21 protein-coding genes and 1 tRNA gene are annotated in these 25,677 nt (G+C 65.6%); 15 read left to right on the top strand and 7 right to left on the bottom strand.

The window, feature by feature from the left end; genetic code table 11:
* Positions 1 to 101 precede the first annotated feature (101 nt).
* Positions 102 to 1,718 carry a phosphoenolpyruvate carboxykinase gene (locus D4Q52_RS08760; RefSeq protein ID WP_119856157.1) on the bottom strand — a complete coding sequence of 539 codons (1,617 nt, stop codon included), beginning with the start codon at positions 1,716 to 1,718 and terminating at the stop codon, positions 102 to 104.
* A 186-nt stretch (positions 1,719 to 1,904) separates the two neighbouring features.
* On the bottom strand, positions 1,905 to 2,639 hold the full coding sequence (locus D4Q52_RS08755; RefSeq protein WP_119856156.1) for a HugZ family protein: 735 nt from the start codon (positions 2,637 to 2,639) through the stop codon (positions 1,905 to 1,907).
* Positions 2,640 to 2,849: 210 nt separating this feature from the next.
* On the opposite strand from D4Q52_RS08755, the gene D4Q52_RS08750 reads away from it, so the two are divergent.
* The 5 genes from D4Q52_RS08750 (at position 2,850) to D4Q52_RS08730 (ending at position 6,886) form a co-directional block, all read left to right on the top strand.
* Complete coding sequence (locus tag D4Q52_RS08750; protein WP_119856241.1) at positions 2,850 to 3,551, top strand: response regulator transcription factor; 702 nt, start codon at positions 2,850 to 2,852, stop codon at positions 3,549 to 3,551.
* A gap of 146 nt (positions 3,552 to 3,697) precedes the next feature.
* On the top strand, positions 3,698 to 5,497 hold the full coding sequence (locus D4Q52_RS08745) for a stimulus-sensing domain-containing protein (RefSeq protein WP_425328465.1): 1,800 nt from the start codon (positions 3,698 to 3,700) through the stop codon (positions 5,495 to 5,497).
* Positions 5,494 to 6,015, top strand: a complete 522-nt coding sequence (locus D4Q52_RS08740; protein ID WP_119856155.1) for an HPr kinase/phosphatase C-terminal domain-containing protein — start codon at positions 5,494 to 5,496, stop codon at positions 6,013 to 6,015. Before D4Q52_RS08745 ends, D4Q52_RS08740 begins: the two co-directional genes overlap by 4 nt.
* A 132-nt stretch (positions 6,016 to 6,147) precedes the next feature.
* Positions 6,148 to 6,549 carry a PTS sugar transporter subunit IIA gene (locus D4Q52_RS08735; RefSeq protein WP_054160899.1) on the top strand — a complete coding sequence of 134 codons (402 nt, stop codon included), beginning with the start codon at positions 6,148 to 6,150 and terminating at the stop codon, positions 6,547 to 6,549.
* Positions 6,550 to 6,559: 10 nt separating this feature from the next.
* Positions 6,560 to 6,886, top strand: coding sequence for an HPr family phosphocarrier protein (locus tag D4Q52_RS08730; RefSeq protein WP_119856154.1), 327 nt, complete (start codon positions 6,560 to 6,562; stop codon positions 6,884 to 6,886).
* 157 nt (positions 6,887 to 7,043) lie between these two features.
* On the opposite strand, the gene D4Q52_RS08725 is transcribed toward D4Q52_RS08730, so the two are convergent.
* A complete protein-coding gene (locus D4Q52_RS08725; protein WP_119856153.1) occupies positions 7,044 to 8,576 on the bottom strand; it encodes a glycosyltransferase family 39 protein in 1,533 nt (510 codons plus the stop codon).
* Positions 8,577 to 8,719: 143 nt separating this feature from the next.
* On the opposite strand from D4Q52_RS08725, the gene lepA reads away from it, so the two are divergent.
* The 5 genes from lepA (at position 8,720) to D4Q52_RS08700 (ending at position 17,530) form a co-directional block, all read left to right on the top strand.
* Positions 8,720 to 10,531: a translation elongation factor 4 gene (gene lepA / locus D4Q52_RS08720; protein ID WP_119856152.1), complete on the top strand. Its 1,812-nt coding sequence runs from the start codon at positions 8,720 to 8,722 to the stop codon at positions 10,529 to 10,531.
* 661 nt (positions 10,532 to 11,192) lie between these two features.
* On the top strand, positions 11,193 to 13,010 hold the full coding sequence (aceK, locus tag D4Q52_RS08715) for a bifunctional isocitrate dehydrogenase kinase/phosphatase (protein WP_119856151.1): 1,818 nt from the start codon (positions 11,193 to 11,195) through the stop codon (positions 13,008 to 13,010).
* Between the two features lie 251 nt (positions 13,011 to 13,261).
* Positions 13,262 to 14,011: a sulfate transporter family protein gene (locus D4Q52_RS08710; RefSeq protein WP_119856150.1), complete on the top strand. Its 750-nt coding sequence runs from the start codon at positions 13,262 to 13,264 to the stop codon at positions 14,009 to 14,011.
* A 761-nt stretch (positions 14,012 to 14,772) separates the two neighbouring features.
* Positions 14,773 to 15,729, top strand: coding sequence for an alpha/beta fold hydrolase BchO (bchO, locus tag D4Q52_RS08705; protein ID WP_119856239.1), 957 nt, complete (start codon positions 14,773 to 14,775; stop codon positions 15,727 to 15,729).
* A gap of 265 nt (positions 15,730 to 15,994) precedes the next feature.
* Positions 15,995 to 17,530, top strand: coding sequence for a S10 family peptidase (locus D4Q52_RS08700; protein ID WP_119856149.1), 1,536 nt, complete (start codon positions 15,995 to 15,997; stop codon positions 17,528 to 17,530).
* A 109-nt stretch (positions 17,531 to 17,639) separates the two neighbouring features.
* On the opposite strand, the gene nth is transcribed toward D4Q52_RS08700, so the two are convergent.
* Positions 17,640 to 18,416, bottom strand: a complete 777-nt coding sequence (nth, locus tag D4Q52_RS08695; RefSeq protein ID WP_119856148.1) for an endonuclease III — start codon at positions 18,414 to 18,416, stop codon at positions 17,640 to 17,642.
* Between the two features lie 22 nt (positions 18,417 to 18,438).
* Here nth and D4Q52_RS08690 point away from each other — a divergent pair, with 22 nt between their 5' ends.
* The 3 genes from D4Q52_RS08690 to D4Q52_RS08680 are packed head-to-tail and all read left to right on the top strand — an operon-like array spanning position 18,439 to position 20,341.
* Positions 18,439 to 18,951 (top strand): DUF2244 domain-containing protein, encoded by a 513-nt coding sequence (locus D4Q52_RS08690; protein ID WP_119856147.1) that lies wholly within the window; start codon positions 18,439 to 18,441, stop codon positions 18,949 to 18,951.
* Between the two features lie 49 nt (positions 18,952 to 19,000).
* Positions 19,001 to 19,918 carry a methylated-DNA--[protein]-cysteine S-methyltransferase gene (locus D4Q52_RS08685; protein WP_119856238.1) on the top strand — a complete coding sequence of 306 codons (918 nt, stop codon included), beginning with the start codon at positions 19,001 to 19,003 and terminating at the stop codon, positions 19,916 to 19,918.
* Between the two features lie 60 nt (positions 19,919 to 19,978).
* Complete coding sequence (locus D4Q52_RS08680) at positions 19,979 to 20,341, top strand: hypothetical protein (RefSeq protein ID WP_119856146.1); 363 nt, start codon at positions 19,979 to 19,981, stop codon at positions 20,339 to 20,341.
* 203 nt (positions 20,342 to 20,544) lie between these two features.
* Here the strand turns inward: D4Q52_RS08680 and rpoH are convergent, their stop codons facing one another.
* Both rpoH and D4Q52_RS08670 read right to left on the bottom strand, forming a co-directional pair.
* Positions 20,545 to 21,444: an RNA polymerase sigma factor RpoH gene (gene rpoH, locus D4Q52_RS08675; protein ID WP_119856145.1), complete on the bottom strand. Its 900-nt coding sequence runs from the start codon at positions 21,442 to 21,444 to the stop codon at positions 20,545 to 20,547.
* Between the two features lie 219 nt (positions 21,445 to 21,663).
* On the bottom strand, positions 21,664 to 22,668 hold the full coding sequence (locus tag D4Q52_RS08670) for an RluA family pseudouridine synthase (protein ID WP_119856144.1): 1,005 nt from the start codon (positions 22,666 to 22,668) through the stop codon (positions 21,664 to 21,666).
* 30 nt (positions 22,669 to 22,698) lie between these two features.
* Here D4Q52_RS08670 and D4Q52_RS08665 point away from each other — a divergent pair, with 30 nt between their 5' ends.
* Together D4Q52_RS08665 and D4Q52_RS08660 are read left to right on the top strand one after the other, a co-directional pair.
* Positions 22,699 to 23,034: a hypothetical protein gene (locus D4Q52_RS08665; RefSeq protein WP_119856143.1), complete on the top strand. Its 336-nt coding sequence runs from the start codon at positions 22,699 to 22,701 to the stop codon at positions 23,032 to 23,034.
* A gap of 398 nt (positions 23,035 to 23,432) precedes the next feature.
* Positions 23,433 to 23,507, top strand: a tRNA-Glu gene (locus D4Q52_RS08660).
* 72 nt (positions 23,508 to 23,579) lie between these two features.
* Here D4Q52_RS08660 and D4Q52_RS08655 read toward each other — a convergent pair.
* A complete protein-coding gene (locus tag D4Q52_RS08655) occupies positions 23,580 to 25,361 on the bottom strand; it encodes a sensor domain-containing phosphodiesterase (protein ID WP_119856237.1) in 1,782 nt (593 codons plus the stop codon).
* Positions 25,362 to 25,677 lie beyond the last annotated feature (316 nt).

Raw genomic sequence — 25,677 nt, 5'->3', positions numbered from 1 at the left:
GACGGAATTCGTAGTCGCGAACGTCAAGCGCAGCAGCGTTGATGTAACGACAAAGGGCGGCCTCGCGGCCGCCCTTTGCGTTTGTAGATATTGTTCGTCGCTTACTCGGCCGCCATCTTCACGTCTGGCGCGGCGGCGCGGACTTCGGCGTCGACCTGGGCTTCGAACTTGGCGAAGTTCTTCTGGAACATGCCGACCAGCTTGCGCGCGGTGGCGTCGAACTCGGCCTTGTCGGCCCAGGTGTTGACCGGGTCGAGGATGTCGCTCGGCACGCCGTCCAGCGCGGTCGGCACCGCGAAGCCGAAGTATTTGTCGGTGCGGAATTGCGCGTTACGCAGGCTGCCGTTGAGCGCCGCGGTGAGCAGCGCGCGGGTCACCTTGATCGGCATGCGATGGCCGGTGCCGTATTTGCCGCCGGTCCAGCCGGTGTTGACCACCCAGCAGTCGACGTCGTGCTTGGCGATCAGGTCGCGCAACATGTTGCCGTAGACCGACGGATCGCGCGGCAGGAACGGCGAGCCGAAGCAGGTCGAGAACTCCGGCTCCGGATCGTTGCCGAGGCCGCGCTCCGTGCCGGCCACCTTGGCGGTGTAGCCCGACAGGAAGTGATACATCGCCTGCGCCGGCGTCAGCTTGGCGATCGGCGGCATCACCCCGAAGGCGTCGGCGGCGAGCATCACCACGTTCTTCGGATGGCCGGTGCGGCCGGTGCGCGAGGCGTTCGGGATCGATTCCAGCGGATAGGCCGAGCGGGTGTTCTCGGTCTTGGAGCCGTCGTCGAAATCCGGCTTGCGGGTGACTTCGTCGAGCACGACGTTTTCCAGCACCGCGCCGAACATGTTGGAGGCGGCGAAGATCTCCGGCTCGGCTTCCGGCGACAGCTTGATGCACTTGGCGTAGCAGCCGCCTTCGAAGTTGAAGATGCCGTCCTTGCCCCAGCCGTGCTCGTCGTCGCCGATCAGCGTGCGGTTCGGGTCGGCCGACAGCGTGGTCTTGCCGGTGCCGGACAGGCCGAAGAAGATCGCGGCGTCGCCGTCCGGGCCGACATTGGCCGAGCAGTGCATCGGCATCACGCCGCGCTCGGGCAGATAGTAGTTCAGCGTGGTGAACACGCTCTTCTTCATCTCGCCGGCGTACTGCGTACCACCGATCAGCACGATCCTGCGGGCGAAGTCGATCGCCACGACGTTCTCGGAGCGGCAGCCATGACGCTTGGGATCGGCCCGGAAGCTCGGCAGGTCGATGATGGTGAGTTCGGGCACGAAGCTCGCGAGGTCGGCCTGCTCGGGACGGCGCAGCAGGGTGCGGATGAACAGCGAGTGCCAGGCGAGTTCGGTGAACACGCGGGTCTTGATCTGGAAGGTCGGATCGGCGCCGCCATACAGGTCCTGGGCGAACAGCTGCATGCCTTCTGCGTGCTTGATGAAATCCTGATACAGCGTCTCGAACTGTTCTGCCGTGATCGACTGATTACCACCCCACCACATGGTATTTTCGGTGGTGGCGTCGCGCACCGTGAACTTGTCCTTCGGGCTGCGGCCGGTGAACACGCCGGTGTCGGCGCACAGCGCGCCATCGGCGGATAGCACTGCTTCGCCGTTCTGCAGGGCGTGCTCGTAGAGCTGCGGCGCGCCGAAGTTCCAGTACACGCCTTTGAGATTTTTAAGCCCGAATTTATCGGCGCCGTGAGCACCGTTATGCACGCCCGTCTCTTGCACGAATAGATCCTCCTCGAGTCCGCGTTGTCCCGGTCGCGCAATTGCCGCCAATGCGCTCAGCCCGCGGTCAGGCCAATATATACCGGCTCGGTCCGGTGGCGCGACTGAATAGTGGCGAAAGGTGACTTTGCCAACCCGGGCGGGCATTATTTGGTTTACCCCGAGGCGACATTGCGCTGCCTCAAGTCACGAGGTCGCACGGGCGATGTCTGCCATGCGTTTGAGCATGTGGCGCAGCTCGGCCGGGTTTTTGACCCGTTCGGGGAAAGTCAGTCGCAACACGGAAGGGCCCGCCTGCAGGTCGAGGCCTTCGGGGTCCACGCCAGTGCAGCGCCACTCCGCCTCGTCGCCGCCCAGCAGCCGGGTCGCATAGGAATTCAGCGTGATCAAATGATCTGCATTCATGTGGGCGACGGCTGCCGCTTCAATCTCCAGCAGGGCTTCGGCACCGGCGAGGTCAGTGAGGTAATCTGACGCAGCCAGGTCGACGATGCGGCCGAAGCCGGCAACCAGATGGGCGCCGCTGGTGACGATCCGAAACAACGAAAAGTCTTTGAAATCGATATAGGCCTCGGCTCCGGAGTGGGCCGCCAGATACCGGCTGCGCAGCGCCGGCAGCTCGGCGGCTGCGACGGCGACCGCCTCGCCCATCAGCATGATCCGCGCCCCCTGCAGCGGGTCGCCCGGGGCGCGTTCGTCCAGCATCAGCGACACCCGCGGGTCGGTCAGCAGGTTCTGGGTGTGCACGGCAAGGCGGGAAATCAGCAGCAGCGGCGAGCCGTCCGGGGCGCTCGCTACATTGACCAGCGAGCAATACGGCGCGCCGCCATCCCGCATCAGCGTCGCCAACGCACCCTCGCGTCGCCGGCGGAGCAGCGATTTGGCGACCCGGACAGGATCAAAATCGTCGGTCGGCTGCATGGGTTTATTCCGCCAATCGTGACCTGAGGGGTGTTGATGCCCAGAAAACGGGCCTATATCAATCCCCGCACGCCTCCCGTTCGCGGGTTTGGGAACCGGCCACATTTCAGCCCAGCTTGCATTGCTCGTTGACTGTGGTGTTTGGGCAACCGCCAACCCGAGATCGCCGAATCGCTTCGCGGTCTAGCCACGCCTTTCGGAAAGAGCTTCATGCCGACAATCGCCTTGGTCGACGACGACCGCAACATTCTCACATCCGTCTCGATCGCTCTGGAAGCCGAGGGCTACCGGATCATGACCTATACGGATGGCGCGTCGGCCCTCGATGGCTTCCGCACCTCGCCGCCCGACCTTGCCATCCTCGATATTAAGATGCCGCGGATGGACGGCATGGAAACGCTGCGGCGGCTGCGCCAGAAGTCCGATCTGCCGGTAATCTTCCTGACCTCGAAGGACGAGGAAATCGACGAGCTGTTCGGTCTCAAGATGGGGGCGGACGATTTCATCCGCAAACCGTTCTCGCAGCGGCTTCTGGTCGAGCGCGTCAAAGCGGTGCTGCGGCGCTCGGCGCCGAAGGATCCCGCGGGGGTGCCGAAGGAGAACGACGCCAAGGCGCTCGACCGCGGCCTGCTGCGGATGGACCCGGAGCGTCACACCTGCACCTGGAAGAACGAGCCGGTGACGCTGACAGTCACCGAATTCCTGATCCTGCAGGCGCTCGCGACCCGGCCCGGCGTGGTGAAGAGCCGCAACGCGCTGATGGACGCCGCCTATGACGATCAGGTCTATGTCGACGACCGCACCATCGACAGCCACATCAAGCGGCTGCGCAAGAAGTTCAAGATGGTCGACGACGACTTCGAGATGATCGAGACGCTGTACGGCGTCGGTTACCGCTTCAAGGAAACCTGATCGGGCCGCCCTGGTCGGGCTCGGAGCCTGACGACGCGGCCGCACTGCGATATGCTGGTGCATGATCCCGAAACCCATGACCGGGTTTCGAAGCGGATCATGCGCCGACAAATTTGCTGATCGCCAACATCCGGGCAGCTTGGCCATTGCTGGATCGCACCGCGCCTGATCAAGACCACCGTGCCGGGGACGACATCCCCGAGCCGGATGACGTCGTCGCGGCGGCGCCGCCGTGGCGGCGCCCATTCGTCTGGCTTCGGCGCGCCGGGCAATTCTTCTTCACGCTGAGCTTCTCCAGCCTGACGCGGCGCATCCTGTCGCTCAACCTCGCCGGCCTGCTGGCGCTGTCGACCAGCATTCTCTATTTGTCGCAATTCCGCGCCGGCCTGATCGACGCCCGCGCCCAGAGCCTGCTGGTGCAGGCCGAGATCATCGCCGGCGCCATCGCCGCGTCGGCGACGGTCGAAACCAACACCATCACGATCGATCCGGACCGGTTGCTCGATCTCAAGCCCGGCGAGACCTATGGTCCGCCGGACGAATATGCGGTGTTGGATTTTCCGATCAATCCGGAACGCGTCGCGCCGGTGTTGCGGCGGCTGATCTCGCCGACCAAGACACGCGCTCGGATCTATGATCGCGATGGCGTGCTGATCCTCGACAGCCGCAGCCTGTATGGCCGCGGCGACGTGATGCGGTTCGAACTGCCACCGCCGGCGATCGAGAAACCCGGCGTCGTCGAGCGGGCCATGATCGCGATCCGCACCTGGCTCAACCGCGGCGACCTGCCGCTGTATCGCGAGCTCGGGCCGGAGAACGGCAACGGCTATCAGGAAGTCGCCGACTCGCTGAAGGGCCAGAAGAACTCGATGGTGCGCATCAACGAGCGCGGCGAAGTGATCGTCTCGGTGGCGGTGCCGGTGCAGCGCTTCCGCGCCATCCACGGCGCCCTGATGCTGTCGACGCAGGGCGACGATATCGACCAGATGGTCACCGCCGAGCGGCTGGCGATTCTCAAAGTGTTCGGCGTCGCCGCGGTGGTGATGTTCGTGCTGTCGGTGCTGCTGGCCTCGACTATCGCCGGTCCGGTGCGCCGGCTCGCCGACGCCGCCGAGCGCGTCCGCCGCCGCATCCGCGCCCGCGTCGAGATCCCCGACTTCACCACGCGGCGCGACGAGATCGGCCATCTGTCCGGCGCGCTGCGCGACATGACCGATTCGCTGTACAACCGCATCGAGGCGATCGAGGCGTTCGCCGCCGACGTCTCGCACGAATTGAAAAACCCGCTGACCTCGCTGCGCTCCGCGGTAGAGACGCTGCCGCTGGCCAAGAACGAGAAGAGCCGCGGCCGGCTGCTGGCGGTGATCGAGCACGACGTCAAGCGGCTGGACCGTCTGATTTCCGATATTTCCGACGCCAGCCGGCTCGACGCCGAACTGCAGCGCCAGGATGCCGCGCCGGTCGACCTGCGCCGGCTGCTGACGACCCTGACGTTGGTCGCCAACGAGACCCGGCTCGGCACCCATGCGGCCGTCGAAGTCCGGTTCGAGGGGCCGCCGACCGACACCTTCTCGGTGCCGGGCCATGATTCACGGCTCGGCCAGGTGATTTCCAACCTGCTGTCGAACGCGCAGTCGTTCTCCTGCGAAGGCGGCAAGGTGCAGATCGTCTGCCGCCGTCGCAAGACCGAGATCGAGATCGTGGTCGATGACGAGGGCCCCGGCATTCGCGACGACGCCTTCGACAAGATCTTCGAGCGCTTTTACACCGACCGGCCGCATCAGGGATTTGGCCAGAACTCCGGCCTCGGCCTGTCGATCTCCCGCCAGATCGTCGAGGCCCACGGTGGCAAGATCCGCGCCGAGAACCGCCCCGGCCCGCGCGATGCGGACGGTGAGCCGACCATCGCGGGGGCGCGTTTCGTGGTCCGGCTTCCCTCGACATGAGTGCGGCGGCGCCCAGCGTCCACGCTTCGGCCGTCAGGGTCGGGGCGCGCGCCGTGCTGATCCGCGGTCCAAGCGGCTCCGGCAAGTCCCGCCTCGCCTTCGGGCTGATCGTCGCAGGCCGCAGCGGCCAGATCCCGCCCGCGGAACTGATCGCCGACGACCGGGTCTTTCTGGAACCGCGCGACGGCCGACTGTGGGTTCGTCCGGTGCCGGAGCTCGCGGGCCTGATCGAAATCCGCGGCCTCGGCATCCGCCGCTGCGACTTCGCCACAGAGGCTACCGTGGGCCTGGTGGTTGACCTTGCAGCGGCCGATGCGGCACGGCTGCCCGAGACCGAGGCGCTGATGATCGAACTCGGCGGCGTCCTTCTGCCGCGGCTACCGGTCGGCGCCGGTTACGATCCGTTACCCGTGGTGGTGGCGGCCCTGACGACCGAGGGTGTCGTGGCTGCGGCATCGTTGGACGATTGTTGGAAGGATTTTGGTAACCATATGAGCCACACTATCGTCACTGAATAGACCCGTCCTTGGTTCCCGGTTTGTCCCTTTCTCGAAGGGTGAATCGCAAAGATCCCCTTGCATAGGGGCTCTGGATGGTCAAAGTGACCCGTTCGCGCGGTGCACCCAAGAAGCGCCCGCGAGGAGTTTCCGATGATTGGTCTGGTACTTGTGACCCACGGGCGCCTTGCCGACGAGTTCAAGGCAGCGCTGGAACACGTGATGGGGCCGCAAAAGCAAATCGAAGCCGTCACGATCGGCGCCGAGGATGACGCCGACCTGTGTCGGAGCGACATCATTGAGGCGGTGAATCGTGTCGACAGTGGGGATGGTGTGGCGATCCTGACCGACATGTTCGGCGGCACGCCCTCGAACCTGGCGATCTCCTGTATGAGCCGGCCAAAAGTCGAAGTGCTCGCGGGGATCAATTTGCCCATGCTGGTGAAGCTGGCCAAGGTCCGCGAGGAGCGCACCCTTCCCGATGCGATCGCGCTGGCCCAGGAGGCCGGCCGCAAATACGTCACCATCGCCAGCCGGGTGCTGGCCGGCAAATGACCGCGCACACATGACCGCAGACCTGCCCCAGACCGCGCCCGACGCACAGGCAGGCTCGCCCGCCGGCAGAATCTCCCGCGATATCCCTGTCACCAACAAGCGTGGCTTGCACGCCCGGGCCTCGGCCAAATTCGTGCAGATGGCCGAGAAGTTCGACGCCGACATCACGGTGACGCGCAATGGCGAAACCGTCGGCGGTACCTCGATCATGGGCCTGATGATGTTGGCGGCCGGCATCGGCACCAGCGTCACCCTCTCGGCCACCGGCCCGCAGGCCAGGGAAGCCGTCGATGCGCTGGCCGAACTGATGGCCAACAAGTTCGGCGAAGAAGAGTAAGCTCACTCCCTAGACTTCCGTCATGCCCGCGCTTGTCGCGGGCATCCACGCCTTCCCGGCCGATCCGCAGCAAAGGCGTGGATGGCCGGGCCTTCGCCGCGCCGCAGGGGCTCCGGCCCCGCAGGCGGGACGAGCCGGCCATGACCAATTCACGGGCTTACTTGGCCGCCACCTCCGGCAGCACCAGGAAGAACACGTCCTGGACGGTGCCGCCGGGGAGGCCGAACAGCGGCCGGCTGAGCCAGACCTTGCTGCGCAGGATCTGCTGCTGCCCGGCTACGATCTGCTCGGCCCTCGCCAGGCACGCCTGATCGGCCGCCGAGCACACCAGCGCGCCGCCGCGCGCCGTGATCTCCGCCTTCAGTGCCGTGGGATCCGCGGTCTCGAACGCCCGCGTTTCGGTGCGCAGGTAATACGCCGTATTGGACGCCAGGACCGTCTCGCCGGCCACCATTCCGATCGGCTGGGTGCTGTGGCGCTGCCATTGCTTCGCGATGTCGCCCGCCAGCAGCGAGGCATATTCGTACGGCTCCGGCGTGCTGGTGGTGTGGATCGCCACTGCGACGCCTGGCGCCGCCGCCAGGATCGCCAGCGCCAGCGCGGCCGCGCCGATCAGCACCTTGCGCAGCGCGTCGCCGCCGACCGCGATCAGCGGCGATGACAGCAGCACGATCGGCAGCAGCGTGTAGGCCGGCATCGCCCACAGCGGCACGACGCGCACGCCGGTCAGCAGCGCCACCGGCGCCGGCCCGACCAGCAACAACGCCTGAATGGTGACGATCAGCCGGCGCTGCGGATCGGCCGGCCAGGCGCTCTCGGCCAGCGCCGCGCGCGTGGGCCGCAGCAGCGCCGCCCAAACGATCAGCGCCAGCGCCGCATAGCCGACGCAGCCGGTGAGATAACCAAGCGTGTCGCGCGCGTTATGCACGAAGCCGTCGGATTCATGCGCGGCCGCATAGGCGAAAGAAGGAAACCGGTGCTCGACCAGCCACGCCAGATGCGGCGCCAGCACCAGCGCGCCCGCCACGATCATCAGCCACGGCGCTGGCGACGCAAAGAACCGCGCCCGCCGCGGATCCAGCAGCGCGCCGAGCCCGAGCGCGCCGATCAGCACGATCGACCAGTATTTGCCCAGCATGGCGCAGCCAGCGAACAGCCCGGCCAGCGCCGGCCACAGCCAGCCGCGCGACTCGAACGCCCGCAGGAAGCAATGGATGGTCAGCGCCCATAGCGGCAACAGCACCGCATTGGCGTTGTATTTCAGCGCGATGAAATTGAAGAACGGGATGAAGGTCAGCAGCGCCAGCCCGAACAGCGCCTTCTCGGGAGCGAGATAACGCCGCATCGTCCGCCAGGCGATGTACAGCGTCAGCGCGATGTTGACGGTCGCCAGCAGATGGAAGGTAATGTCCGACACCGGCACCACGCTGAACCAGGCGCGGGTGACCAGCGCCGAGAATGGCGGGTGCTTGTCGTAGCCGAACGCCAGATGCCGCGACCAGGCGTACAGCTCGGAGACGTCGGCATGGACGTCGCGCGGCCAGGTGGCGATCGTCCGGTAGGCGGTCCAGATCGCCGCATAAACCGCCAGCGACAGCACCACGGCGCGCTCCTGCCGCTTCGGATCGAGCAGCGCGTCGGTCCAGCGATCGATCAGCGACGGCGCGCGGGAAGTGGCAAGCGAAGTCATCCGGACCCTGGGCTGGAGGCAGGCGCGGCGGACATGATCCGCTTCCGCCGGCTCCGTCAAGCACGCCAAAAGCGGCGGTTTTTCGGGCGGTTGCGCCGTCCGTTCGCCTTGCCGGGCCGGAGTCCGGGTGCTATCTCGCGGCCATGACCACCGTCCCCATCGAGAACATCCGCAACTTCTCCATCGTCGCCCATATCGACCATGGAAAGTCGACGCTCGCCGACCGCCTGATCCAGATCACCGGCGGCATGTCCGACCGTGAAATGGCCGGCAAGGAGCAGGTGCTCGATTCGATGGATATCGAGCGCGAGCGCGGCATCACCATCAAGGCGCAGACCGTGCGGCTGTCGTACCGCGCCAAGGACGGCAAGACCTACATCTTCAACCTGATGGACACGCCCGGCCACGTCGACTTCGCCTACGAGGTGTCGCGGTCGCTGGCGGCCTGCGAGGGCTCGCTGCTGGTGGTCGACGCCTCGCAGGGCGTCGAGGCGCAGACCCTCGCCAACGTCTATCACGCGCTCGACGCCAATCACGAAATCGTCCCGGTCCTCAACAAGGTCGACCTGCCGGCCGCCGAGCCCGACAAGGTCAAGCAGCAGATCGAGGACGTCATCGGGCTCGACGCCTCCGACGCGGTGATGATCTCGGCCAAGACCGGCCTCGGCGTGCCCGACGTGCTGGAAGCGATCGTCACCCGGCTGCCGCCGCCGAAGGGCGACCGCGACGCCCAGCTCAAGGCGCTGCTGGTCGATAGCTGGTACGACGTCTATCTCGGCGTCGTGGTGCTGGTGCGCGTGGTCGACGGCGTGCTGAAGAAGGGCCAGCGCATCCGCATGATGGGCACCGGCGCCGCCTACGACGTCGAGCGCGTCGGCTTCTTCACCCCCAAGATGGTCAATGTCGACGAGCTCGGCCCGGGCGAAGTCGGCTTCATCACCGCCGCCATCAAGGAAGTCGCCGACACCCGCGTCGGCGACACGATTACGGACGACAAAAAGCCGATCACCGAAATGCTGCCGGGCTTCAAGCCGGCGATCCCGGTGGTGTTCTGCGGCCTGTTCCCGGTCGATGCCGACGATTTCGAAACGCTGCGCGCCGCGATGGGCAAGCTGCGGCTCAACGACGCCAGCTTCTCGTTCGAGATGGAGACCTCAGCGGCGCTCGGCTTCGGCTTCCGCTGCGGCTTCCTCGGCCTGCTGCATCTGGAGATCATCCAGGAGCGGCTCTCCCGCGAGTTCGATCTCAACCTGATCGCGACCGCGCCCTCCGTGATCTATCACATGAAGCTGACCGACGGCACCGAGATGGAGATCCACAATCCGGTCGACATGCCGGACGTGGTCAAGATCGCCGAGATCCAGGAGCCGTGGATCGAAGCCACCATTCTGACGCCGGACGAGTACTTGGGCAGCGTGCTGAAGCTGTGCCAGGACCGCCGCGGCAATCAGAAGGAACTCACTTACGTCGGCGCCCGCGCCATGGTGAAGTACGAACTGCCGCTCAACGAGGTGGTGTTCGATTTCTACGACCGGCTCAAGAGCGTGTCGAAGGGCTACGCTTCGTTCGACTATCACCTCACCGACTACAAGCCGGCCGATCTCGTCAAGATGCAGATCCTCGTCAATGCCGAGCCGGTCGACGCACTGTCGATGCTGGTGCACCGGACGCGCGCCGAAGGCCGCGGCCGCGCCATGGTTGAGAAGATGAAGGAACTGATCCCGCCGCACATGTTCCAGATCCCGATCCAGGCGGCGATCGGCGGCAAGGTCATCGCCCGCGAAACCGTCCGCGCCCTGCGCAAGGACGTCACCGCCAAATGCTACGGCGGCGACATCACCCGAAAGCGCAAACTTCTGGAGAAGCAGAAGGAGGGCAAGAAAAAGATGCGCCAGTTCGGCAAGGTGGACATTCCGCAGGAGGCGTTCATCGCGGCGTTGAAGGTGGATAGTTGAGGGGCGTCAGCGCGATTTATTGCGCGCGTTGAATTCCGCTTCGATCTCCAGAAGGACATTCGACAGGGTCGTAGCAACGTCGGAAATACCTGTACTCGGAAATTCGTTCTCGACATTGAAACACCGACAGCTACCGAACGCCTCCGGGGTTGTTTCATACACGCAAAGCCACATGCGTTCGAATCTACTCGGATCGTCGTTGGTCGACCGTCGCCCCGTACGGCGCTCGAACACCTCCCAAGCGTGGCGTAGGCTCGACCTGCTCTGGCTGTCGCGCGCGGCTTCTCCCGGCATGAATACCAAGGCAGGACCACCCGCATGTCGCTGCGCTCATGCGGGCTACATCGCTGCCGAGTAGCAATCCGCCTGCTACTCCGCCGCGATACCCGATCTGTTACGTTGCCGTTATGCCAACCGAGCCCGATCAGCCCTGCTCCCAGCCGGCGGCCGACCCTGCGGCGCCCCTCAGGTCGACGCAGCCTCTGTCATTGCGAGCGAAGCGAAGCAATCCATTCGGTGCTTGCGGGTCTGGATTGCTTCGCTTCGCTCGCAATGACGGCGAGACTTCGAATCGGCCCTGACGCCACCTCCGGACGGGCGCTGAAGCGGGGATTTGCGTCAGATCACGCTGCCGCCTGCCAAACCGGCGCATCATCCACCGATGACCGCCACCGCGCACCCGCTCGACCCCGCCGACCTCGACTCCGCCATCCGCATCGCCGAGCCGGATGCCGATCTGCTCGATGCGCTGGTGCGCGGCGAGGATCCGGACGATCAGGCGCGCATTCTGGCGCGGGTGGTGCTGGCGGCGTTCGATCAGTACTACGCGGTGTCGCGGCGGATCCCGGCGCTCGCCAAGGCGGCGTTCGAGGCGCGCGACTGGGCGCTGACGGTGCGGCTGTCAAAAATCCGCATCGGGCTCTACACCACCTGTATCGATCAGCTGGTGCCGCCGCTGAAGGCCGGCCTGCCGGAGCTGGTCAAGCACGAGCAGCTCTGGCAGCGCGCCGAGGCCGAGCTGCTGGCGGCGATCGCCGGCCGCTACGAGGCCGACTTTGCGTTCGCGTTCTGGCATTCGCTGCGCCGCAAGCTGGTCGACGACGAATGGCGGCCGGTGTCCTACGATTCCGGCCCGGCGGCGCGGCCGCCGGCGACGGCGGCGCCGATCCTCGACACCACGGTGACGACATTGCCGATCCGGCCGGCGGTGGTGCGCGATATCCTGGCGAGCGCGGGGCTGGACGCGACGTGGCGCGATCTCGACGGCGACGCTGCGCTGGCCGCCGCGGCGATCGAGGCGGCGCTGGAGCCGCTTGGGCCACGCGACGGCGAGCCGGCGCGGATCGAGATCGCGCGCTCCGGCTTCTTCCGCAATCGCGGCGCCTGCCTGATCGGCCGCGTCAAGCTGCGCGATCGCGGCGACATGCCGATGCGCAGCATTCCGCTGTTGATCGCGCTGCTCAACGAGGATGACGGCCTGGTGGTCGACGCCGTGCTGACCGATAGCGACGAGCTGCAATTCGCGTTCTCGTCGACGCTGGCCAATTACCACGCCACGAACCCGCATTATCACGAGCTGGCGCGGCTGCTCTTCGAGCTGATGCCGAAGCGCCCGCTCGGCACGCAATATTCCTGCATCGGCTTCCACCACCTCGGCAAGGTCGCGGTGATGACCGAGATCCTCGCCGAGCATCAGCGCAGCAAGGAACGCCTCACCACCGCGCCGGGCTTCAAGGGCACGGTGGCGATCGCCTTCACCATGCCGTCCTCGGCCTATGTGCTGAAGATCATCCGCGACCATCCGACCGACGATTACAAGTTCGATTATTTCGACGGCCTCGACGCGGTGCTGCGCAAATACAATCTGGTGCACGAGATCGACCGTGCCGGCTCGATGCTCGACAACATCATCTATTCCAACGTCAAGCTCGACCGCACCATGTTTGCGCCGGACCTGCTCGACGAGCTGCTCGAGGCCGGCATCGGCACGGTGACGATGGAGCGCGGCGCGCTGGTGTTCCGGCATCTGATCGTGCAGATCAAGCTGACGCCGCTGCCGCTCTATCTCGGCACGGCGAAGCCGGACGACGCCCGCGCCGCGGTGGTCAATCTCGGCGACTGCATTAAGAACAACGCCGCCGCGGATATCTTCAACAAGGACCTCGACGGTCGTAATTACGGCGTCAGCCGCATTCGCAAGGTGTATCTGTTCGATTACGACGCGGTGGAGCCGTTGACCGCCGTCAAGGTCCGCACCGCCGACGCGCCGCGCAGCACGTTCGAGGATGGCGTGGTGTTCCGCCCCTCCGACATGCTCGAAGGCCTGCGCATCGACGACCCCTCGCTCCGCCGCGCCTTCCGCGACGCGCATCCGGAACTGCTGCAGGCCGAATACTGGCAAGGCATGCAACAGGCGCTGCGCGCCGGCAAGGTGCCGCGGGTGATGAACTACCCGGCGGCACGGCGGCTGCGGGCGTAGATCCGTTGCGTCGTCGTTGACGTCAGCGATCGACAAGCCAACCGCACCTCCCGCACAGGCTCCGTCATGGCCGGGCTCGTCCCGCCATCCACGCCTTTCCTGCGCCTGACTCAGCAGGGCGCGGATGCCCGGCACAAGGCCGGGCATGACGGGAGAGGCGATGGCCAAATGGCTGACGAACCTACCCGCCCTTGCCGAACACTCCGGCCGCCTCTACCTGTTCGAAGCTCTGTTTCGGACGAGGACTCCCAATGCTCGACGCCGCCATCAAGGCGCTGACCCAGATTCTGTCGCCGCCGATGCGCTCCATTCTGTGGCGCTCGATCGGCTTCGCACTGGCGCTGATCGCGGTGGCGGCGGTCGGGCTGCAGCGGCTGCTGAGCTGGGGCGCGACCTCCAGCGAGCTGTGGGCCGAAGCTGCGCTCGGCGGCTTCCAGACGCCGCTGCACATTTTCTCCTGGGTGATCTCAATCGCGGCCGGGCTCGGCATCGTGGTCGGCGCTGTGTTCCTGATGCCGGCGGTGACCTCGCTGGTCGCCGGCATCTTCGTCGACGAGGCGGCCGAGCACGTCGAGCGCGCCTACTATCCGAACGAGCAGCCCGGTGTGGCGCTGCCGGTCGGCGTCGCGCTGATCGAGACGCTGAAGACCGCGCTGCTGACCATTCTGGTGTATCTGGTCGCGCTGCCGTTCCTGCTGTTCGCAGGGGTCGGCGTCATCGTGTTCTTCGTCGCCACCGGCTGGCTGCTCGGCCGTGAATATTTCGAGCTGGCGGCGATGCGGTTTCGTCCCGCCGCCGAGGCCAAAGCGATGCGGCGCGACAACGCCACCACGGTGTTCATCGGCGGCCTGATCATCGCCGCCTTCGTGTCGATCCCGATCGTCAATCTGGCGACCCCGCTGTTCGGCATGGCCTTCATGGTCCATTTGCACAAACGCCTGTCCGGCTCCCGCCCGGAAGTGATCGCGTCGGACGAACGGCGGCGGGTGACGATGAGCTGAGGAAGCGGCAGCGATCCGGCCACGCACGCCTCCTCATAAAGACCCGTCATGGCCGGGCTTGACCCGGCCATCCATCCCGTTTGCAACACGCTTTTCAGCAGCCGCCTTCACGCGCGATGGATGCGCGGGCCTTCGCCGCGCTGAAGCGGCTACGGCCGCGCAGGCGGATCAAGCCCGCGCATGACGCCTCTGTGAGTGCTTACCGACGCGCTTACTTCTCCCGCGTCTCGCCGCCGAAGCGGCGCTTCACCGCATGGGCGACTTCCTGCGCGGCGCCGCCGACGATCATCAGCACGAAATTGGCGAAATGGGACATCTTCATCGCTAGGATCTCCGTTCGAGCCGAGCTGGGGGCGAATCTGACGAGATCGATCATCTTGATCGAAAGTGAGTCGCCGCGTGCGCTCGTTGCGACTGATATTGGGCTGCATTTGCAGGCGGCAAACCACAAACCGGGTATAGCGCGCGCGATTTCACGCTTGTCACGTCGAGCGGACAGTTTTCGTCAGGACCTCGAGTCGGCTGCGCTTGAGACCGCCGCGAGGTGTCGGGTAAAGCTGACGAAAAGTGTCAACCCGCTGCGTGCGTTCGGCGGCGCGCGGTCGATCCAGGAAACGCTTACTTCGCTGCACTACAACTCGCACCCTAACTAATTACCAGCCATTAGATAATCCGTGGCGGCGCTGGAACCGTCGGCCGGTCCGGCATTTGACAGCGTGCGCCGGCAATGTTGCCATCGGCGCAACAACGAGAACAATGGCATGCAGCGCGCCCTCAACGACAATCAACCTCCACGTCCATCCTTCGCCGCGTCGCTTGCCAAACCTAACTGGACCGAACACGGCCGCGATTGGCCGCATCGCGAGACCAGCGTCTTCGTGCATGCCGGCGGGCTGCGCTGGCATGTGCAGCAGATGGGCCGCGGCCCGGTGGTGCTGCTGCTCCACGGCACCGGCGCGGCGACGCATTCCTGGCGCATGCTTGCGCCGCTGCTGGCCGAGCATTTCACCGTCGTGGCGCCCGATCTGCCCGGCCACGGCTTCACGGCGACGCCCGATGCGTCGCGCATGTCGATGGCCGCGATGGCGCAGGATCTCGCCGCGCTGCTGCGCGGCCTCGGCCATCGTCCGGCGATGGTGGCGGGGCATTCGGCCGGCGCCGCGGTGGCGGCGCGGATGTGCCTCGACGGCAGCATCGCTCCGGCCGCACTGATCGGCCTCAACGCGGCGCTGCTGCCGATCGGCGGCGCTGCCAGCCGCTACATGCTGCCGCTGGCACGGATGCTTGCGACCAGCGCGCTGGTGCCGCGGCTGGTGGCGCGCTTCGCCCGCAACCCCGGCATGGTCGAACGCATGGTCGCAGACACCGGCTCGACGCTGGAGCCCGCCGGCATCGAGTACTATCGCCGCCTCGTGGGCAGCCCCGGCCATGTCGCGGCGGCGATCCGGATGATGGCGAACTGGCGGCTCGACGAACTCGCGGCCGAGCTGCCACAACTGGCGCCGCGCCTGCTGCTGATCGCCGGCAGCAACGACAAGACCATCGCCAGCCACGATTCGACCCGCGTGCACGCGATGGTGCCGGGCGCCCGCGTCGAAGTGATGCAGGGCCTCGGCCATCTCGCCCACGAAGAACGCCCCCACGACGTCGCCGGCCTGATGACGGAACTGGCGCGCGAAGCCGGACTGCTGCCACCAATGGTGGTCGCGGCGGAGTAACGATTCAAAGCTGTCATTGCCGGGCCTGACCCGGCAATCCATCCTTCATCGCAACGACTCGGGCTGCGCGCTTGCGCGCGCAATGGATGCGCGGGCCTCCGCCGCGCCGAAGCGGCTACGGCCGCGCAGGCGGGTCAAGTCCGCGAATGACGGCCTCCGAGCCGGCGCACACCCGTCGCCAAACCGACGTAGTTCGCCGGCATTGCTCCTTGGCAACGATCGCCCCCGTCGCATCGCCTGATGGGGGCCCGCTCAAGGAGACACCATGGTGAAGTCGTTCGGATTCTGCCGCGCCGCGTTGCTGGGGATGCTGATTGCCACGACGTCGCTGGCGCCGCTGCAGGCGCAGGACGCTGCACCCGCGGCCGGGCATGGCAAGCCCAGCGGGGCATCGTCCGGCAAGGCCGCTGCATCCGAGGCGGAATCCAATCGCCTGCCGCCCGACTCGATCACCAAGCATACGCTGGCGCTGCCCGGCCGCAGCCTGGCCTTCACCGCGACGGCCGGCACCATCCGGCTGTTCAACGACAAGACCGAGCCGCAGGCCGACATCGCCTATACGGCGTATCAGCTCGACTCCGCCGATGCACGGACGCGGCCGGTGACGTTCCTGTTCAACGGCGGGCCCGGCGCCTCCTCGGCGTGGCTGCAACTCGGCGCCGCCGGGCCCTGGCGATTGCCGCTGGCGGGCGAGGCCGCATCCGCCTCGGCGACGCCGGCGCTGCTGCCGAACGCCGAGACCTGGCTCGACTTCACCGACCTCGTCTTCATCGACCCCGTCGGCACCGGCTATAGCCGCTTCGTTGCCGACGGCGAGGACGTGCGCAAGCGGTTCTACTCAATCGAGGGCGACATCGCGGCGCTGTCGCTGGTGATCCGCCGCTGGCTCGAACAACACGACCGGCTGCTGTCGCCCAAATACGTTGCCGGCGAGAGCTATGGCGGCATCCGCGGTCCGCGCGTGGTGCGCGACCTGCAGACCAAGCAGGGCATCGGCGTCAAGGGCCTGATCCTGGTGTCGCCGGTGATGGACTTCCGCGAACTCTCAGGGTCGAGTCTGCTGCAATATGTGACGCGGCTGCCCAGCATGGCGGCGGTGGCGCGGCAGCAGAAGGGACCGGTGACGCGCGCCGCGATGGCCGATGTCGAGAGCTACGCGCGCGGAGAGTACTTGGCCGATCTCGTCAAGGGCGAGGCCGATCAGGACGCGACCAGGCGGCTGTCCGACCGCGTCGCCGCGCTGACCGGGATCGATCCGGTGGTCAGCCGGCGCTTGGCGGGACGATTCGACACCTCCGAATTCCAGCGCGAATTCGCCCGCGCCAGCGGCAAGGTCACCGGCCGGTTCGACGGCTCGGTGCAGGGGCTCGATCCGTTCCCGGATTCCAGCGACGGCCAGTTCGGCGATCCCTCGGCCGACGCGCTGATCGCGCCGCTGACGAGCGCCGCGGTCGATCTCACCCGCAACAAGCTGAACTGGCGGCCGAGCGGCTCGTATCAGCTGCTCAACGGCGCGGTCGCCGGGCAGTGGGATTTTGGCCGCGGCCGGCATCCGGTCGAGTCCATCACGCAGCTGCGTCAGATCCTCGCGGTCGATCCCAAGCTGCGCGTGCTGGTCACCGGCGGCCTGTACGATCTCGCCGCGCCGTATTTCGGCAACCAGATCGTGCTCGACCAGCTGCCGCCGACGCTGGCGCAGAACCGCGTGAGCCTCGTGGTCTATCCCGGAGGTCACATGTTCTACGCCGACGACCCGGCTCGGCAGGCGCTGCACGACGACGTCAGGGCGATGATGAAGTAGTTAGTGGGCCTAAGCCTTTCCCCGTCATTGCGAGCGAAGCGAAGCAATCCAGCCCAGTGCACGGCGCTGGATTGCTTAGCTTCGCTCGCAATGACGAGAGGCCTTCGAACTAACTCACCGTCTTCTCCGGCCAGCGGCACAGGTCGTTGATCAGGCAAACTTCGCAGCGCGGCTTGCGGGCGAGGCAGGTGTAGCGGCCGTGCAGGATCAGCCAGTGGTGGGCGTGCTGCATGAACTCGGGCGGGATCACCTTCTCGAGCGCAAGTTCCACCGCCAGCGGCGTGTCGCCCGGCGCCAGCCCGGTGCGATTGCCGACGCGGAACACATGGGTGTCCACCGCCATGGTCGGCTGGCCGAACGCCATGTTGAGCACCACATTCGCGGTCTTGCGGCCGGCGCCCGGCAGCGTCTCCAGCTCTTCGCGCGTACTTGGTACTTGCCCACCAAAGTCGGAGATCAGTTTTTGCGACAGCGCAATCACGTTCTTCGCCTTGGTGCGAAACAAGCCGATGGTCTTGATCGCCTCCCGCACCCGCTCCTCCCCGAGCGCCAGCATCTTGGCCGGCGTGTCGGCGATCGCGAACAGGCTGCGCGTTGCCTTGTTGACGCCGGCGTCGGTCGCCTGCGCCGACAGCACCACGGCGACGAGGAGCGTGAACGGATTGACGTGCTCGAGTTCGCCCTTCGGCTCAGGGTTGGCCTTGGCGAACCGGGTGAAGGCCTCGCGGACCTCGGCGGCGGTCCAGCGGCGCGGGGCTTTCGGGCGCTTCTGGGCCGGCCCCGGCTTTGCCACAGGTTTGCCCGGCGGTTTCCGCTTCGTGACAGCGGCCGTTTTGGCGGATTTCGGGGCGATGGGAAGGGCGGTGCTGCGCGTGGATTTCGGCATGGACGAGGTATAATATTCCGCAATGACGACAGACAGCGATCTTGATCCCGATCGGGCGCAACCGAAACTGTTTTCGGCATTGCTCAAGCCGCATCGCGCCTTGAGTCACAAGGCTTTCCTGGTGCTGATGGGTTTTTTCGGCACGATCAGCTTCGCGGCCGGCATCGGTTTCTGGATAATGGGCGCCTGGCCGGTGTTCGGCTTCTTCGGCCTCGACTTGCTGGGGATCTACATCGCGTTCCGCGTGGCCTTCGCCCGCGGCCGCGCCAGTGAGGAAATCCTGATCACGCCCAACGAGTTACGCATCCGCCGCACGTCCCATCGCGGTCACGTGGTGGAGTGGGTGCTGAACCCGCTCTGGGTCCGGCTGGAGAAGATCGTGCATGCCGAATTCGGCATCGAGCGGCTGTACTTGGTTTCGTCGGGCCGCCGCGTCAGCATCGCCAGCTTCCTTGGCGCCGACGAGAAGGCGAATTTTGCCAAGGCCTTGAGCGCCGCGCTCGAGGCCGCACGGCGCGGTCCGGTGTACAATTGAAGCCTGAAAGCGGGTGGCGACGACCGCGGCGCCGGCTATCATCGGCCGCATGATGAACCTCGCCGTCTCCGACCACATCCTCGCCAAGCCCGGCCCGCGCGACGCCGCGCTCGCCGATTACGACTGCGTCCGCCGCGCCATTGCGTTCATCTCGCAGAAGTGGAAGGCGCAGCCGACCGTCGAGGCGATTGCCGACGCCGCCGGCTTGACGCCCGACGAACTGCACCATCTGTTCCGCCGCTGGGCCGGGCTGACGCCGAAGGCTTTTATGCAAGCGCTGACGCTCGACCACGCCAAGTCGCTGCTGCGCGATTCCGCCAGCGTGCTCGATGCCGCACTGGAATCGGGACTGTCAGGTCCCGGCCGGCTGCACGATCTGTTCGTCACCCATGAGGCGATGTCGCCGGGCGAATGGAAGAGCGGCGGCGCCGGGCTGACGCTGCGCTACGGCTTCCATCCGTCGCCGTTCGGCACCGGGGTGGTGATCGCATCGGACCGCGGCCTCGCCGGGCTGGCGTTTGCCGATCCGGGCGGCGAGCAGGCAGCGTTCGTCGATCTGCAGCAGCGCTGGCCGCGCGCGACTTGCCTTCCAGACCAGGAATTCACCGCGCCGTTCGCCGAGCGGGTGTTCGACCCGGCGCAATGGCGCGCCGAGCAGCCGCTGCGCGTCGTGCTGATCGGCACCGATTTCGAAGTGCGGGTGTGGCAGACGTTGCTGAAGATCCCGATGGGCAAGGCGTTGTGCTATTCGGACATCGCCGATCGCATCGCGTCTCCGAAGGCCTCGCGCGCGGTCGGCGCCGCGATCGGCAAGAATCCGATCTCCTTCGTGGTGCCGTGCCACCGCGCGCTTGGCAAAAGCGGCGCCCTCACCGGCTATCACTGGGGCCTGACGCGCAAGCAGGCGATGATCGGATGGGAGGCGGGACGGCTCGGCGCGGGCGAGCCGGCCGGCAGCATCGCTTAATACGCTGTTAACCCGTCGGGGTGTGGAGTGCCGGGCGAGATTCGCCATGGGAGCCGCGCGATGGCCGACATCATGAGCGTCCTGGCGTCGGGGTATACGTCCGCGGCGCTGCAGACGCCGTCGAAGACCAAATACGTCAATGTCGATGCCAAGGCCTATCAGGGCACGTGGAGCGGCACGTATTCGAACACCAAGAAGTTCTCGATCACCGTCAGCGACGTGCAGGGCTTTCGCGCCCAGGTGAAGTATCAGAGCGAAGGCACGGTGAAGTATCAGAGCGTGCTGATCAAGGATGGCGCCTTCCGGGTCGGCGATACCAAGTTCGCACTCGGCAAGAACGACACCGCCTCGATCCGCACCGCCGTCACCGATCCGGTCACCGGCCAGACCGGCCTCGTCACCGGCACCGCCAAGCGCGCCTGAGCCGCGACCGGGCGAATGCTTGCCTCGTCATGGCCGGACTCGTTCCGGCTATCCACGCCTTGACCGTTGCAAGGCCTGAAGGCGTGGATGCCCGCGACAAGCGCGGGCATGACGAGTGGATGGGCATTGCCCATCACTCGGCACAAACAAAAACCCCGCCGGCGAGGGCGGGGTTCGTCGTCGTTGGTCGGCGCCGGAAGTGATTAGTGCGCGGCTTCTAGCGCGGCCTGCTCCTGGCGGGCGATGGTGCCCTTGACGGCGCTCTGCACCTTCTCGAACGCCCGCACCTCGATCTGGCGGACGCGCTCGCGCGACACGCCGAACTCGGCGGCAAGGTCTTCCAGGGTCATCGGCTCGTCGGCGAGGCGGCGCGCCTCGAAGATCCGCCGTTCGCGCGGGTTGAGCACGCCGATCGCGCCGGTCAGGGCACGGCGGCGATGATCGAGCTCTTCGTGCTCGGCCATCACGGCTTCCTGATTGGGCGACTGATCGACCAGCCAGTCCTGCCATTCGCCGGGCTCGCCGTCGTCGCGAATCGGCGCGTTGAGCGACGCGTCGCCGCCGAGGCGGCGGTTCATGTCGATCACGTCCTGCTCGCCGACGCCGAGGCGGGTGGCGATTAGCTTGACCTGATCGGGATGCAGATCACCCTCGTCGAGCGCCGAGATCTTGCTCTTCGCCTTGCGCAGATTGAAGAACAGCTTCTTCTGGTTCGCGGTGGTGCCCATCTTCACGAGCGACCAAGAACGCAGAATGTACTCTTGAATCGACGCCTTGATCCACCACATCGCGTAGGTGGCGAGGCGGAAGCCTTTATCGGGCTCGAACCGCTTCACCGCCTGCATCAGGCCGACATTGCCTTCCGAAACGACTTCGGAAATCGGCAGGCCGTAGCCGCGATAGCCCATGGCGATCTTCGCCACGAGTCGAAGGTGGCTGGTCACGAGCTGATGCGCGGCGTCGCGATCATCGTGTTCGCGCCAGCGCTTGGCGAACATGTATTCCTGCTCGGGCTCGAGCATCGGGAACTTGCGGATTTCCGCCAGATACCGAGCGAGGCCGGATTCACCGTTGAGAACGGGTAACGTAGCTGCACGGGCCATCAGCGCCCTCCAGTGGTTTCAAGCCCCCGATCCGCGGGCGGCTTGGCAGACGGGTCGCTCTCCTAAAGCCGGCCGGCCTGCGATGTTCCGCGTTGAGCCATCCCAACGCACCTGCAATATACACGAGGTTAGTCGTGCAAGTTTAGTTACGGTCTTGTTACTTGACTGTGACGTATAAACAACGCGCTGAAATGCTTACCGTTTTCTCACCCGACTGCGTCATTCCGTCACCGTGAGCGCGGCCTTCAGGCGGCTCAGGTCGGGCGGCAGGTTAGATTGCCACTCCATCACGGCGCCGGTGGAAGGGTGCTCCAGCACCAAGAGATAGGCATGCAGCGCCTGCCGGCCAAGTTCGGCCAATACGGCACGGGCTTCCGGCGTGAGCTGGCTGGCCTTGGTCTTGAAGTGCGGCCCATACGTCTCATCGCCGAGCAGCGGGTGGCCCAGATGGGCCAGATGCACGCGGATCTGGTGGGTGCGGCCGGTTTCGAGCTGGCAGGCGATCAGCGATACCACCTCGCCGCCGCTGCGGCCCGTATAGGTTTCCAGCACGTCCCAATGGGTGATTGCCTCACGGCCGCCGTCGCGCACCGCCATTTTCTCGCGGGCGTAAGGGTGGCGGTCGATCGGCGCCTCGATGGTGCCGCGGGCGCGGCTCGGCACGCCCCAGACGAAGGCAAAATAGCCGCGGCGCAGTTCCCCGGTGCGGCCATGGTCGGCGAATTGGGCGCTGAGCGACTGGTGCGCCTTGTCGTTCTTGGCGACCACCATCAGCCCGGTGGTGTCCTTGTCGAGCCGATGCACGATGCCGGGCCGGCGCACCCCGCCGATTCCGGACAGCGACGCGCCGCAATGCGCGATCAGGGCGTTGACCAGGGTTCCGGTCTCGTGGCCGGCCGCCGGGTGCACCACCAGGCCGCGCGGCTTGTTGATGACGATCAGGTCGTCGTCCTCATAGACGATGTCGAGCGCGATCGCTTCGCCCTGCGGCTCCGGCGCCACCGGCGGCGGCACGTCGATTGTGATCGTCTCGCCCGGGCTCGCATGATAAGCGGGGTCGCGGACGGCGTTGCCGGCGACCGCGACGCGGCCGTCCAGGATCAGGACCTTGAGCCGCGAGCGCGATAATTCGGGGCAGCGCGCCGCCAGCACGCGGTCGAGCCGCGGCGAGCCTTCGTCGCCGGCCACGACCACTTCCAGCAGATGTCCCGACGAATCGTTCACGTTTGAGCCTTCCGAAAAACCGAGTGTTGCATGACCGAAACCGCCCTGCCCGAACCGACCCCCGAACAGGCCGCGCTGTTTGCGCGGGTGCGGCGGATGATGATGATCGCGGGCCTGACCACGGCGCTGGCGCTCGCGGCGGTCTTGATCGCCATCGGCTATAAGCTTTTCCGCTCGGAGGGAAGCGCCCCGGTGGTCGCCGAACAGACCCTGCGCATCCCCAAGGGCGCCCGGGTGGTCGCCACCGCCGTCGCCGGCGACCACGTCGTGGTCACGCTGGACATCGCCGGCGCCACCGAACTCCGCAGCTTTGATGCCAGGACGATGAAGCCGGCCGGCCGGCTGACGTTCGCGAACGAGCCGTAGGGCGGGCTGCAAGCACGGGATCGCCCTGAGGGCCTCTCGGTTCGGCGAGCATCGCGGGCGCATGACCCTCGCCTGCCGATCCGAAAACTTGCCGGAAATGAGCGCATCGAAGTTCGGCAGTTTACGTCTCCACGCGTCATGCCCGGCCTTGTGCCGGGCATCCACGCCTTGCTGACGCAAACGCCTAAAAAGGCGTGGATGGCCGGGACAAGCCCGGCCATGACCGGAGTCTGGGCAAACCAAACGATCGACGTGGTCCTCGCGCGTGACCCGGCCGTCCAGAGTCACCGTTCAGCCCCACGACGCCGCTCCTGCGACCAGCAAGGGCATAGCTACAGAAATTGCCCGCCCGCGATCTTGCAGCCGCGCCGTTTCGCGGCTATTGGTCTGCGCCTCACGCTCCCTTCGTCTAGCGGTTAGGACGCGGCCCTCTCAAGGCTGAAACAGGGGTTCGATTCCCCTAGGGAGCGCCAGACTGCCCGATCGGCGTCGATCAAATCGGCAGCAGTTCAGCACCAGCAATTCGAGTTTCCGTCGCAGCTTCTTTAGGAAGCGATCCGCTGCGAAATCCGCTCGGCAGAGGCGGACAACCACGATTCGAACTCCGCCGCGCCCATCGGTTTCGCGAACAGATAGCCTTGCGCTTCGTCACATCCGAGTTGACGCAGAATCTCTGCAATCTCCGCGGTCTCGACGCCTTCACCGACCACGCGATAATTTAACTCGTGTGACAGATTGATCATCGAGTTGACCAACAATTCCGGCTTAGCGCCTGTTCCGAGCTCCTTGATAAACGACCGATCGATCTTCACGACGTCCATGGGCAGCTTCTGCAGATAAGACAGACTGCTTTGCCCCGTCCCAAAGTCGTCGATGGCCAGCCTCACGCCCGCGGAACGGAACGCATTCAGCTGCCACATCGACCGTTCGCTGTTGCGCATGACCGCGCTCTCGGTCAGTTCCAACTCGAGGAAACTCGGGCGAACGCGATGCTTCAGCAACAGCAACTGAATGCGCTGAACGAGATCTGTCTCTTCGAGATTAGCCGCAGAAATGTTGACCGAAAGCGTCAGCTGCCGGCCCTCGGCGTGCCAAGTTCCGAGTTGCCCGATCGCATTCTCGAGGACCCAGTTGGTCGTTTCACGGGCCAGCGTCGTCTGCTCGATGATCGGGATGAACTCACTCGGCGGAACCGCCCCCAACAGCGGATGACGCCACCTCATCAGAGCCTCGGCGCCGGTACAGTCACCGGTGCTCATGTCGATGCGAGGCTGAAAGACGAGCTTGAACTGATTGCCCCCTTCGTGCAGCGCAGTCCCGAACTCTCTCATAAGTTGGAAGCGTCGTGCGTGTACCTGATCTTCCTCAGATGAGTAGATCCGGACGGGATCTCGCGATCCTCGTGCTTCCAGCGCGGCGCTGTGTGCCATTCTCAGGATTACCGAAGGCTCGGTCTTGCCGGGACTAAACGGCGCCAACCCGATCGCGGCCGTCACCATGAAGCCATCAGTCGCTCCTTTCGGAAGTCCGTCGAGAACGTCCTGCACGATGTCTTGATAGTCGGATGGATCAACGTCAGGAGGCGCAAGGAAAGCGAACTGCGTCGCACCGACGTGGTAAGCTAATCGGTTCGGTCCAAGCGCTTCGCGGATCGTCCGAGCCGCGACGCGAACCATGTCGTCCACATAGCCGGCGCCCATCACGCGCGTGCCGTTGCTGATCTGCTCGATCCTCGCAAGATCGACGAGAACGGCAATCCGCTGAGTGTCGTTAGGGTCGCGTCCAAGATCCATCAGGTCGTCGAAAAACTGCAGGCGGTTCGGCAGACCGCTCACCGGATCGACCCGGCCGAAGGCGTGCTGCAGCTCGATCTGCGCCATGACCATCTCGGCCATGTCGGTCAACGCAGTCAGCTCGGATTCTGAGGCTGTTCGCGGCTCGACACCGAGAACGCACAGCGCGCCGAGCCCATGCCCGTCACGGGTCACGAGTGGCGCGCCGGCGTAAAATCGAACTCCTTGTGTCGCCAACAGACTCGTCGAATAGCACGAGTCTGCCATCAGGTCGGGAATGACGACAACACGACGCGTCTCGGCAACCTCCGCGCATGGTGCTTTATCGCGCGGGATCGAGTCGTGTTCGACGCCAATCCGTGATTTGAACCACTGTCTCTCGCTATCCGTCAGGGACACTGCGGCGATGGGGAGACCGAACAGCTTGCTCGCGGTACGCGTGATTCGATCAAATGTTTCGCTCGGCGGCGTATCGAGCAACCTGAGCCGCATCAGAGCGTCCAGCCGTTCAGCTTCATTATGTCCGGCGCTCATGATGCCTCCTAGCATCGTGTAATCGACATCACATCGGCGCAGTTAAGTATCTCCGACCTGAAGTTCTATTTAAGATATTGCAGTGCGTGCAATATCGCCGCGTATCGAGCTAGGACGCCTAATCGTGGGTTAATGAGTCAGATAAACTGTTAATTGGCGCGCAATCCAATCGCTCCGGAGACGTCCGCGTCTTTCAACATAAATACGCTCGCCGATTTGTCCTGAATGGCGCACAAGCTCACTTCGAGACCCAGGCATATCGCGCGACGCATCGTCCCGTCGTTAGCAAGGTTCGTGACCGGCCCGGCTTACGAGG

Origin of the sequence: Rhodopseudomonas palustris (assembly GCF_003591005.1) — a bacterium.
In the GTDB taxonomy this organism is placed as follows: domain Bacteria; phylum Pseudomonadota; class Alphaproteobacteria; order Rhizobiales; family Xanthobacteraceae; genus Rhodopseudomonas; species Rhodopseudomonas palustris_K.
The sequence above is the reverse complement of the archived record's forward strand: the minus strand, read 5'-3'. Positions and strand labels throughout refer to the sequence as shown.